We start from the raw sequence: 11,831 nt of genomic DNA on the forward strand, positions 1-11,831 counted from the left end.
CAAGCGTGCGCCGTAACCCAACAGTTTCCGCGATATTCTTGCTCAGGCGTTGGGTTACGATGCGCTCAGGCAACGCCGACAAGCAGAAAAAGAGGCATTGTTGCGCATCTAACCCAACCTACGCTTTCTTTGTAACGATAGGGTTCAGCGTTGTCTCGCGTAGTAATTGACCAGTGCTTCCAGACTCTCGACACCCTGTATTTGCATCATCGAGGTGAATCTCCGCGACATACCCCGCTCCGCCCGATTGACACCGACCAGGTAGTCTTTCAAGGTCCAGCGCAGGTAGGGTTTCCATTGACCGGCAAGCCGCCCGGCATCGTCTTGCGGATCGCTGCCTGCCTCTCCGTGACACTTTTCACAATAGCGGCGATGCAACTTCTCGCCTCTCTCCACCAAGCGCCAATCAGTTCCCTGTTTTATCGGGCGGTATTCCCGGGAGGAGAAATAGCCGGCCATCCGGCGGACCTCCTCCGGCGTGTATCCGGGCAGGATTCTGCCCATTACCGTGCTGAAACGATCTCCCCGACGATAAGCCTCCATCACTTCGGTGAAATAGTTTTCGGAGAGCCCCGCAATCGACGGAGTGGCCGGACCAAAACTGCGTCCCTCGAAGCCATGGCAGCCAAAGCAGCCTCCGGCGAGGGTTTCGCCATCGGCCCCGTCCATCAGTTCGGGGGCGGTCTCGGTGTGCACTTGCGGTACAGCAGCCACCGGCTTTTGCGCCTCTTTGGGGGGCACACTGCAGGCAGTCAACAGCAACAGTACGACGCCAACGGCCCGCAGACGAAATATCATCCGTCTGGCGCCCCTTTCAACCAGCGCCGCACCTCCGGCAGATGACGGCGACTCACCTCCAGACGCTCCTCACACCCGCTCAAGACCACCTGCATCTTCCCATCCGCCCCCCTCTCCAGCCCTTTCAGATGCCGTCTCACAACCAATGCATTCCGATGGATGCGCAGCAGCCAATCGGCGTAACGCTCCTCCAGAGACTTCAGGGTATCCTCCAACAACGCCTCTCCCGCACCATGCCGCACGGCAATATATTTACTGTCGGCCCGCAGGTAGATCACTTCATCGAGGGAGAGACTCAACACGCCGCCACGATAGCTTACATTTAGCAGTGGTGTCTTCTCCCGCGCCACCTGTCCCAGCGTTTCGCGTTGTGGCCGGGTGATCCGGCGGCATCGCGCCAGCGCCTGGCGTAGACGCTCCCGGCGCACCGGTTTCAGCAGATAGTCCTGCGCCTCCCTTTCGAAGGCCTCCAGCGCATGTTCGTCGTAGGCGGTGGTGAAGATCACTACAGGGGGCGTTTCAAATCCGGCAAGCTGGCCCGCAGCTTCCAGCCCATCCATACCCGGCATGCGAATGTCCATCAATACCAGATCGACACCCTGTTGGGCGCAAAACTTCAGGGAATCCTCTCCATTGACGGCCTCTCCCACCACTTGGTAGGGCGCGCCCAACTCGGCTATGAGCCCAGCCAGTCGTTCCCTGGCCAGCGCCTCGTCATCCACCAGCAGAATCCTCACTCCAGCCTCCAGGGATGGGGAAAAAACAGCCGTACCTGGTGCTCCCCCTCCACCTTGGACTCGCTCAGACCCGCCTCTGTATCGAAAAGCCCGGCCAGTCGTTGGCGGACATTTTCCAACGCCAGGCTATTGCCCTTGCGCGGGGAAGTGGCCGTCGACTGCGGCAGGGTATTGCGGATACTGAGATTGACCCGTCGCCGCCGGTAACGACCGACGATGCGCACCACCCCCCCCTCGGCAGCAGGTTCGATCCCATGGTAGACCGCATTCTCCAGCAGGGGCTGCAGAATCAACGACGGCAGCATTGCACGCTCCGGCAGCGCTTCCAGATCCCACTCCACGCGCAGGCGTTCTCCAAGCCGCTGACGCTCCACGTTCAGGTATTGGCGGGCCAGCTCCAGCTCTCTGCCGAGGGTGGAGAGGCGACGTACGTCCCCCAACGAAGCCCGGAACAGATCGGCCAGATCCTCCACCACCTCCTCTGCCAGTCTGGGATTACTGCGGGTAAGACTGGCGATGGTGTTCATACTGTTGAAAAGGAAATGGGGACGGATGCGGGACTGCAGCGCCTGCAGCCGGGCGGCGTTCTCCGCCTCCACCTGCTGTCGCCAGAGATATTGCAGATAGAGATAACGCAGCACCACCACCCCGACGATGGCGCTGATGCCCAGACCTTTGACCAGCAACGCCAGATGGTGCTCCGGCGACAGCCCGTGGCCGGAAATCAGCTGGCTCAACTCGATCACCACCACCGTGGCGCAGAGCAGCAGCCCCCAGGCCAACAGCCCGGCCCACCGATTACCCAGACCCGGCAACCGGCGCCGCAACAGACAGAGCATCCCCGCCGTACCCAAGGCGATCCACTGTAGCAGCAGGGAGTTGACGCTGAGGGACTGCCAGAACAACGCCAGCGGACGCTCGTCGGCCAGGGTGAGCACCATCGCCAACAGCTCTGTCGTCACCACCACGGCAAAGACCGCACGGATACTGCAAAAGCCGGGGAGAAAGATCTCCTGTCTGCCCCCATCGCCGATCTCCGTCTGTTCCTTTCCCGCCTGATGCATCTCTCAATCGCCTGCTATAATCCGTGTTTTTCCGCTTTCATCTTCAGGATAGCCCTTCATGAGCGAAAACAACGCGTCTGCGAAACTTTCATCCGCCCGCCTGAACGCGCCCACCGACGCCTTTGTTGAGGCCTTTACTGCCTCCGTCGAGTTTGACCAACGACTCTACCAGCATGACATCCAGGGCTCCATTGCCCACGCCACCATGCTGGAGAAACAGGGCATACTCACCGCCACCGAGCGGGACGACATCATCCGCGGGCTGGAGACGATTGGCGAGTCTATCGCCCAGGGCGACTTCGAGTGGTCGATCGCCCAGGAGGATGTCCACATGAACCTGGAGGCCGCCCTCACCGAGGCTATCGGTGATGCCGGCAAGAAGCTGCACACCGGGCGCTCCCGCAACGACCAGGTGGCCACCGACATCCGCCTCTGGCTGCGCGACGAGATCGAAGTGGTCCGTGACGGCATCCAACGCCTGCAGCAGGCCCTGCTCGACCTTGCCGAGCGGGAGGCCGACACCATCCTGCCCGGCTTTACCCACCTGCAGACCGCCCAGCCGATCACCTTCGGCCACCACATGATGGCCTGGTTCGAGATGCTGGTGCGTGACCGGGAGCGTTTCGCCGACTGCAACCGGCGGCTCAACGTAATGCCCCTGGGGGCCGCCGCCCTGGCAGGCACCACCTACCCCATCGATCGTCATTACACGGCTCAACTGCTCGGCTTCGACCGCCCCAGCGAGAACTCACTGGATTCGGTCTCAGACCGGGACTTCGCCATCGAATTCGCCGCCAACGCCAGCATCCTGATGATGCATCTGTCGCGCTTCTCCGAGGAGTTGATCCTCTGGTCCTCCGCGCAGTTCGGATTTATCGAACTCTCCGACAGCTTCTGCACCGGCTCCTCCATCATGCCGCAAAAGAAAAACCCGGACGTTCCGGAACTGATCCGCGGAAAAACGGGACGTATCTTCGGTCACCTGATCGGCCTGCTGACCCTGATGAAGGGGCAACCCCTGGCCTATAACAAGGACAACCAAGAGGACAAGGAGCCTCTGTTCGACACCGTCGACAACCTGCAGGGATCGCTCAGGGTTTTTGCCGAGATGATGCCCGGCGTCACCTGCCGCAAAGAAAATATGCGCGATGCGGCAATGAAGGGCTTCGCTACCGCCACCGACCTGGCTGACTACCTGGTGGGCAGGGGGATGCCCTTCCGGGATGCCCACGACGTGGTGGGACGCGCCGTGGCCTTCGGCGTGGCGGAGGGGCGAGACCTCTCGGCCATGAGCCTGGAAGAGCTGCAGGGCTTCTCCAAAACCATCGAGGCCGACGTCTTCGAGGTGCTGACCCTGGAGGGGTCGGTGGCAGCGCGCGACCACATCGGAGGCACCGCCCCAGCCCAAGTCCGGGCCGCCATCGCCCGAGCCAGGACTGCGCTTGCTCTGTAGGCCTGATCAAGCGCAGCGGATCAGGCATTTGGGCCTCTGGTTGCCGGTTCCGCTACGCTTGAACCGGCCTACGCCTTTAGCCTTTAGCCTTTAGCCTTTAAAACCATCATGCCAAAAGACTCCCTCGACAACCTGAACACCCGCCTCAAGGCCTTTGCCCAGACCCGCAACTGGGAGCAGTTCCACGATCCTAAAAACCTGTCGATGGCGCTGATCGCAGAGTGCGCTGAACTGGTGGAGCATTTTCAGTGGCTGACACCGGAGCAGAGCATGAATCTGCCGCCGGAGAAGCTCGACGAGGTGACACTGGAGATGGCCGATATCCTGATCTACCTGATCCGCTGCGCCGAACGCCTCGACATCAACCTGGTCGATGCGGCTTACCGCAAGATCGAAATCAATGAATCGCGCTACCCCACCGACAAAGTCTACGGCGACGCCCGCCGGGCATCTGAATACGATAAAGATTAAAGATTCTTCTTCCCCTGCCGTTAAGATTTTTGCGGGTTCCTCTCTCCATCGGTCAGAGGAACAAACAGAGGCAAACACAGACCGGTCCGAAGAGAAATGCATTGGGCCGCCTTCATTGAGTGGGGAATCAGAATGACTGATGGAATCAGTTTCAACCAGGCACTGTTCGATGCCTGCCCGACAGGCGTTTTGGCAGTGGACCAGGATATTCGCATCCGCTGGATCAACCCAGCCCTTGAATACATGTTGGACCTGTCCGCCGACGAGCTGGTAGGCAAGGATCAGCAAACACTCCCGGAAGGGTTGCACGCACTGTTCGAAACCACGGAGATCCTCCACCTCTCCATCGATGGTACAGATGAACGCTGGCTGCGGCGGGATGTACGGGAGATCAATGATGGGGCGCAGACACCACTCAAACTCCATTTCTACCAGGATATCAGCGGTCAGGTAGCTGCACAGATGGAACGCGAGGCCCTGCAGAAGCAGGTGGATGAGTTGACCATAACCGACCCCTTGACCGGACTTGCGAACCAACGCGCAACCTTGCAGGCTCTGGCGGCACAGGTGACGCGCAGCCGCCGCTATAACAATCCGCTCACCCTTGCCGTGGTCCGTATCAGCGACCCGGACGATCCAACCGTCCCCCTGGATAGTGACAGGGTTGTCGCAGTCGCCCAGTATCTGCGTGACCGGCTTCGCTGGGCCGATACCATTGGCCATTACGAAGAGGATCTGTTCATGCTGGTGCTGCCCGAGACCAGTGAATCCGATGCCCGCAAGCTTCTGGAAAAGATCCAGCAGGAGTGCCGGGATGGCAGCCTGAACTTACTGGGAGACAAAACCGCACCCCATTTCGGGATCGGTGTTGTCGCCTGGGAAAGAGGTAACGACCCGCATCTGCTGATTCGCCACGCCATGGAGGCATTGGAGTCATCATCCGGGAGTCGTTAGTGCCGGAACCCCAGCAGATCAGTTTTGAGGAGGGCATCAGCCGCAAAGATCTGAAGACCATCCGGCGGCGCTTCATGAAGCTGCACCGGGAGCGGCTGCGGCGCATCCTCGGAGAACTCAGACCCAGCCAGCAGGAGTTCATCACTCTGCTGCCGCTGCTGTTTCATATCAACCATCCGATGCTACCGGGTTTCGTCAACAGCGAATCCCCGGCCGGCATTCCCGATTTTGGCCCCTCGCAGAAGGCCCTTACCATTGCGCGCAAACTCAGCCGCAGTTTCAGCTATAAGAAGCGGGCACACCGTACTTTTTTGCTGGAGGGTCTCTATCTGATGGGCAGTACCGGCACCATCGCCCAGTCCGCCGGCAGTGATTTTGACGTCTGGCTCTGCCACACCCCATCCCTCTCCGACGATCAACGCAGAACCCTGCAGGAGAAGGCTGAACGGATCGAAAAGGCTGCGGACGAACTGGATCTGGAACTTCACATCTTCCTTATCGATCCGGAAGGTTTCAGGGCCGGCAAAAAGGCCGCCCTCTCCCGTGAGAGCAGCGGCAGCACCCAACACAGCCTGCTGCTGGAGGAGTTCTATCGCAGCGCCGTGTTGCTGGCGGGACGCTATCCACTCTGGTGGCTGGTACCCCCTGACCGCGAACTGGACTATAGGAACTACGCTGACAACCTGATCAGTCACCGTTTCGTCAACAACGCAGAACTGCTCGACTTCGGCGGTCTGGATCAGACCCCTGCGGACGAATTCTTCGGCGCGGCGCTGTGGCAGCTCTACAAAGGCATCGACTCGCCCTACAAGTCGATCCTCAAGATCTTTCTCATGGAGGCTTACAGCCGCGACTTCCCCCATCCTCTGTGGCTGGCGCAGCAGGCCAAGGCCGCCATCTATGCCGGAGAAGACGACCTCAACAAACTCGACGCCTATATCCTGCTCTACCGCCGGGTTGAAGAGTATCTCATCCAACTCAAGGATGAAGACCGTCTCGAGTTGGCGCGGCGCTGCTTCTACTTCAAGGTCGGCGAGACCCTGAGCCGGGACAGCAACCTGCAGCACTGGCGCGCCGCCGAGCTGTTCAAGCTGACGCGGGAGTGGGGCTGGAGCCAGACCCAGTTGCAGATACTCGACACCCGCGCAGACTGGAAGATCGATCAGGTGATCAGGGAGCGCAATGTGCTGGTAGGGGTGCTCTCCCGCAGTTACCGGCTGCTCACCGACTTCGCCCGCACTCAGGGAGAGCATAGCCGCATCGATCCCATGGAACTCAATCTGCTGGGGCGCAAGCTCTATGCCGCGCTGGATCACCACCCCGGCAAGGTCGACAGCATCAACCCCGGCATCTCCAAGGATCTCTCCGAGCCCCACCTCTCGCTGCATCACCGGCGTTCACGGGATGGCAGCCTCGCCTGGATGCTCTACCAGGGCACCGTTGATGAAGAGGAGGTTCTGGAGTTCAAACCAATAAAGATCACCCTGAACCTCATTGAGATTCTGCTTTGGAGCCACATCAACCAAGTGTGGAACAAGGACACCATCATCAGCCTCTACCCTGCAGAGGACCGCGTCAGCAGAGATGAACTGCTTGCCCTGCATAAGAGTCTGCGTAATCTTTTCCCCAGCGGGAAAACGGCATCCGCCTCAATGAAAAACCTGTCACGGCCCGCTTATGCGCGCTCCCTGACACTCTTCATCAATCTTGGCACAGACCCACTGCAACACCTCGCGAAAGAGGGCAAACAGCTTACCAGCGACCGCCATGACCCGCTCAGTTTTGGCGCCGCCCGCAACAACCTGGTGCTCAATCTCGAAGAGCTGGTGGAGACCAGCTGGGGTGAACTGCTGATCACCCGCCACGAGGGAGCGGATGGCCTGCTCGATGCCCTTTGTCAAAATCTCAACCTGCAGAGACAGGCCAAAACAACCGCCAGCCGGATATCCAGTTACAGCTTCTCCTCCATTCGTGGCAGCCAGATCGCATCACGGGTCACCGAACTCTTCCAACATATCATCGGCCACTTTCAGCAGTCTGAAAACCACGAGGGGCGTTTCGCATTCCGTCTGGGACACGAGTTTTACATGGTGCAGCAGAACGACAATGACTTTGCGTGGCGCAGCCTGGAGTCCTTCGAGAGCCTGCTGGAGGAGTTGGAACAACCACAACAGACGTTCCGTCCCCTGACGTTCGACCCGAAAATTCTTACCAACACCCCCTATCCGACGCTCTTCCAGCACAGCAGAAGAGACTTTATCCAGATCTTCTACCAGGTTGGCAGGCAGCAGACGCATATCTATCTGCTCGACGAGCAGGGCGCACTCTTTCAACAGACCCTGCCCGCTGACAGCCCCAGATTTCTGATGCGGCAGCAACGGCGTTTTCTCAACAGTCTGCAGCAACTACGCTGCCTGATGCCCGGCGGCGAGATCAATCTCTTCGAAGAGCCCCGGTTTTACGAGCTTAAACAGGCGTCAAACGGCGACTGGCGGGTCGAACCCCGCCGTGTACCCCTGACCCGGCCTGACGACTATATGGAACTCTCCCTGGTCACCGACTCCCTCGATGCCACTGCCCGCCCCCACTCCCTGATCTGTGGTGATCAGGAGTTCAGCCGCCTGGAATATGGTGAAGAGATCTATACTGCCACCGCCATCCATCTACAGGGCCTGCGTGAGGGCAACCAACGCTACCCTATCTATCTCACCTCCCTGCGACTTGCCGGGATGCAGATGATCGAGCAACCCCGCACTGTGGAGCTGCTGCAGCTGAAAAAACGTGTCGAGCAGCGTCTCAACCGCGTCCTCGACCTGGCCCCCTGACCTACCCGATCGGAAACGCTATACTTGCTGTTCTTCCCCATTTTTTTGGGGTCGGAGTCAAATGTGCCGGATTTCACCATACTGTAAGTCGCGGTGCTCCGAACAAATTTGACTCCGACCCCTGCGCAATAATTTATTGAGTACCACTATGACCTGTTGGCCTAGATATCTCCTATGGCTGGTAATCGCCGTGCTTGGCAGCGGCAACCTGCTCAGCGCCTGCGGCCAGAAAGGCCCCCTCTATCTGCCTCCGTCTGATGAGACGGTGGATCAACAGGTCAAAGAGAAGAAGCGATAAGCCCGTTCTCATGCAACTCGCGTTCACCAAAATGCACGGCCTCGGCAACGACTTCGTCGTGATCGACGCCATCAGTCAGCAGGTCGAATTCACACAGCGGCAACTACGCTTCATTGCCGACCGGCGATTTGGCATCGGCTGCGACCAGATTCTGCTGGTGGAATCCCCCCAGGACGAGGCGACCGATTTCCACTATCGTATCTTCAATCCAGACGGATCAGAGGTGGAACAGTGCGGCAATGGCGCCCGCTGTTTCGCCCACTTCGTCCGTGACAAAGGACTCAGTAGCAAGAATGAGATTCCTGTCGGCACCGCAGCAGGAGAGATTCTGCTCAAACATCTGCCCGATGGAATGGTGCAGGTGAACATGGGGCGGCCGCAGCTGAGTCCTGCCAAGATCCCTTTTCAAGCAGAGAGACAGGCCACCACCTACGACCTCGAAGTTGGGGAAGAGAGACTCACCATCGCAGCCGTCTCCATGGGAAACCCCCATGCGGTGGTCCAGGTCGATTCAGTGGCGCAGGCCCAGGTTCAACGGCTGGGTCCCCTGATCGAGCGCCATGCCCGCTTCCCCAACCGTGTCAATGCCGGTTTCATGGAGGTCGTCAACCCGGACCACATCAAGTTGCGGGTTTTTGAGCGCGGCGCCGGCGAAACCCTGGCCTGCGGGACCGGCGCCTGCGCCGCAGTGGTGGCCGGACGCATTCAGGGATTGCTGAATCCGCAGGTGCGGGTCAGCCTCCCCGGCGGCGATCTTGTGGTAGAGTGGTGGAAAGAGAGTGAACCGGTACTGATGAGCGGGCCGGCGGCCACGGTTTTCGAAGGTAGAATCGAACTATGAGTCAACATGCTTCAGAGTCAGACAATACCAGCCTGGAGGAGCGGGAGGCGCAGATCGCCCGGTACCTGAGCGATCATCCCGACTTCTTCGAGCACCATCCAGCGCTGCTGCGCAACCTGCAGATCCCCCACGAAAGCGGCGCGGCAGTCTCTCTCATCGAGCGCCAGGTGGAGAGCCTCCGGGAACAGGTGCATCACTACCAGTCACATCTGGAGGAGCTGGTGGACGTGGCCAGGGAGAACGAGGCGCTGCAGGAGCGCATGCATCGCCTCACTCTGGCGCTCATCGACGCAGCTTCTTTCGATGAGGTCATGAACGCCCTGGAGGATGAACTGCACGACGACTTCAAGGCAGACGCCGTGGAACTGAGGCTCTTCTCCAACAATCACCTCGAAGACCATCTGCTCGACGACAAACCTGAACACATCGCCACCTTCGAGCAGTTTTTCGCCGAAAGCGTACCCGTCTGCGGTCCCCTGCAGCCCGCCCAGCTCAATTTCATCTTCGGCACTGAAGGGGATGAGATCGCCTCCACTGCACTGATCCCACTGAAAAATGATGGGGTACTGGGTCTGCTCGCCATCGGCAGCCGGGATCCCAAGCGGTTTGCAGCCCACCAGGGCACAGAGTTCCTGATGCGGCTTGGAGAGGTCATTGGCCGCACCCTGCAGGCAGTCTCGCTGCCCGGCATCTAGGCAGGCTGTGGTGAAGCATGAACCGCTTCAATCGCGAACGATACGGTTCGCAAGCTCACCGGCATCCTACACAAATCAACTGTCATCGCGACAGGTTACGGAATGTCTCATATGCCACCACCCGACGATCCGCAGGAGTGGGTAGAGCGTTTTCTTGGCCACCTGCGTCTCGAACGCCGCCTCTCCCCCCGCACACTGGAGAGCTACGCCCGGGATCTCAACCAAGCCACCCATTGGCTGGAAACAGAAAAGATCACTGCCTGGCAACAACTTGACCAGCACCAGGTCAGAAGTTATATCGCCCGACGCCACCGTCAGGGGCTGGACCCCAAGAGCCTGCAGCGGGAACTCTCCAGCCTGCGCAGCCTGTTCCGTTACCTGTTACGGGAAGGTGTTGCCGCGGCCAATCCAGCGCTGGGGGTCCGCGCCCCCAAGGTTCGGCGCAAACTGCCGGTCACCCTTGATGCGGACCAGATCAGCCATCTGCTCGATATCCGGGACGACGACCCCGTTGCCATCCGGGATCTGACAATCATGGAACTCTTTTACTCCTCCGGTCTGCGTCTGGCAGAGTTGATCAGCCTCAACCTCGGCGATATCGATATTGACGACGCCATGGTGGAGGTCACCGGCAAGGGCGCCAAGACCCGTCGGGTTCCCGTCGGGCGAAAAGCGCTGGCAGCACTCCACCGCTGGCTCGCGGTGCGGAGCCAACTTTCCGCTGCCGGAGAGAGTGCCCTGTTTGTCGGGGTACGGGGCAAACGCATCAGCCGCTCCACCATCCAGCAACGTCTGCGGCACTGGTCCATCGAACAGGGGGTACCCAGAAACGTCCACCCCCATCTGCTGCGCCACTCCTTCGCCAGCCACCTGCTGGAATCCTCCGGCGACCTGCGGGCGGTGCAGGAGCTGCTGGGTCACGCAGACATCGGCACCACCCAAATCTACACCCATCTCGACTTCCAGCATCTTGCAGAGGTCTATGACAAAGCCCATCCCCGCGCCCGCAAGAAATGATGCCGGCAGGGGGTCGGAGTCAAACCGGGCGCGACAATAATCGATCAGTGCAAGACAGGGCGGTTTGACTCCGACCCCTGCGTGAAAATTCAGGTACAATCTCCCTTTTGTAGTAACAGTGCGGATCTCCGTAACAATGTTTAAAGGCACGACAATCCTCTCAGTGCGCCGTAACGGCAAGGTGGTGATCGGCGGAGACGGCCAGGTCTCCCTCGGCAACACAGTGATGAAAGGCAACGCCCGCAAGGTGCGCCGCCTCTACAAAGGCGGCGTGATTGCCGGCTTTGCTGGCGCCACGGCAGACGCCTTCACCCTCTTTGAGCGCTTCGAGGGCAAGCTGGAAAAACATCATGGAAACCTGACCCGGGCGGCCGTTGAACTGGCAAAAGACTGGCGCACCGAACGCTCCCTGCGACGTCTGGAAGCACTGCTTTGTGTCGCTGACGCCAAGGCATCCCTGATTATCTCCGGCACCGGCGATGTGATCGAGCCGGAAAACAGTCTTATGGCGATCGGCTCCGGCGGCGCTTTTGCCCAGGCGGCTGCCCGCGCCCTGCTGGAGAATACCGAACTAGGCGCTGCGGAGGTGGTAAACAAAGGCCTCTCCATCGCGGCAGATATCTGCATCTATACCAACCACAACATCGTTCTTGAAGAACTCGACTGCGAGCAATAACC

Annotated in this window: 12 protein-coding genes; 9 read left to right on the top strand and 3 right to left on the bottom strand. The window is 59.6% G+C overall.

The annotated features are described in order from the left end of the window. Positions 1-144: 144 nt before the first annotated feature. Genes G9Q73_RS17465 through G9Q73_RS17475 form a run of 3 tightly spaced genes read right to left on the bottom strand, consistent with a single transcriptional unit; the run spans position 145 to position 2,599 of the window. Entirely contained in the window at positions 145-798 is a 654-nt protein-coding gene (locus G9Q73_RS17465) for a c-type cytochrome (RefSeq protein ID WP_177420916.1), read from the bottom strand. Then, positions 795-1,535 carry a LytR/AlgR family response regulator transcription factor gene (locus G9Q73_RS17470; protein ID WP_177420917.1) on the bottom strand — a complete coding sequence of 247 codons (741 nt, stop codon included), beginning with the start codon at positions 1,533-1,535 and terminating at the stop codon, positions 795-797. Before G9Q73_RS17470 ends, G9Q73_RS17465 begins: the two co-directional genes overlap by 4 nt. Then, positions 1,532-2,599 carry a sensor histidine kinase gene (locus G9Q73_RS17475; RefSeq protein ID WP_177420918.1) on the bottom strand — a complete coding sequence of 356 codons (1,068 nt, stop codon included), beginning with the start codon at positions 2,597-2,599 and terminating at the stop codon, positions 1,532-1,534. The genes G9Q73_RS17470 and G9Q73_RS17475 overlap by 4 nt, the downstream gene beginning before the upstream one ends. Before the next feature lie 58 nt (positions 2,600-2,657). Here G9Q73_RS17475 and argH point away from each other — a divergent pair, with 58 nt between their 5' ends. The 9 genes from argH (at position 2,658) to hslV (ending at position 11,829) form a co-directional block, all read left to right on the top strand. Beyond that, positions 2,658-4,052: an argininosuccinate lyase gene (gene argH, locus G9Q73_RS17480; protein ID WP_177420919.1), complete on the top strand. Its 1,395-nt coding sequence runs from the start codon at positions 2,658-2,660 to the stop codon at positions 4,050-4,052. A 108-nt stretch (positions 4,053-4,160) separates the two neighbouring features. Continuing rightward, positions 4,161-4,523: a nucleotide pyrophosphohydrolase gene (locus G9Q73_RS17485; RefSeq protein WP_177420920.1), complete on the top strand. Its 363-nt coding sequence runs from the start codon at positions 4,161-4,163 to the stop codon at positions 4,521-4,523. A 132-nt stretch (positions 4,524-4,655) separates the two neighbouring features. Continuing rightward, positions 4,656-5,477, top strand: coding sequence for a GGDEF domain-containing protein (locus G9Q73_RS17490; protein ID WP_177420921.1), 822 nt, complete (start codon positions 4,656-4,658; stop codon positions 5,475-5,477). After that, positions 5,477-8,302: a class I adenylate cyclase domain-containing protein gene (locus G9Q73_RS17495; protein ID WP_177420922.1), complete on the top strand. Its 2,826-nt coding sequence runs from the start codon at positions 5,477-5,479 to the stop codon at positions 8,300-8,302. Before G9Q73_RS17490 ends, G9Q73_RS17495 begins: the two co-directional genes overlap by 1 nt. Before the next feature lie 148 nt (positions 8,303-8,450). Next, positions 8,451-8,600: an LPS translocon maturation chaperone LptM gene (lptM, locus tag G9Q73_RS17500; protein WP_177420923.1), complete on the top strand. Its 150-nt coding sequence runs from the start codon at positions 8,451-8,453 to the stop codon at positions 8,598-8,600. Between the two features lie 10 nt (positions 8,601-8,610). Beyond that, positions 8,611-9,441: a diaminopimelate epimerase gene (gene dapF / locus G9Q73_RS17505; RefSeq protein ID WP_177420924.1), complete on the top strand. Its 831-nt coding sequence runs from the start codon at positions 8,611-8,613 to the stop codon at positions 9,439-9,441. After that, positions 9,438-10,136, top strand: a complete 699-nt coding sequence (locus G9Q73_RS17510) for a DUF484 family protein (protein WP_177420925.1) — start codon at positions 9,438-9,440, stop codon at positions 10,134-10,136. Before dapF ends, G9Q73_RS17510 begins: the two co-directional genes overlap by 4 nt. Before the next feature lie 111 nt (positions 10,137-10,247). Next, positions 10,248-11,153 carry a tyrosine recombinase XerC gene (xerC, locus tag G9Q73_RS17515; RefSeq protein WP_246345365.1) on the top strand — a complete coding sequence of 302 codons (906 nt, stop codon included), beginning with the start codon at positions 10,248-10,250 and terminating at the stop codon, positions 11,151-11,153. A 136-nt stretch (positions 11,154-11,289) separates the two neighbouring features. Then, positions 11,290-11,829 (top strand): ATP-dependent protease subunit HslV, encoded by a 540-nt coding sequence (gene hslV, locus G9Q73_RS17520; protein WP_177420927.1) that lies wholly within the window; start codon positions 11,290-11,292, stop codon positions 11,827-11,829. Positions 11,830-11,831 lie beyond the last annotated feature (2 nt).

Origin of the sequence: endosymbiont of Lamellibrachia barhami (assembly GCF_011947365.2) — a bacterium.
GTDB lineage: Bacteria > Pseudomonadota > Gammaproteobacteria > Chromatiales > Chromatiaceae > QGON01.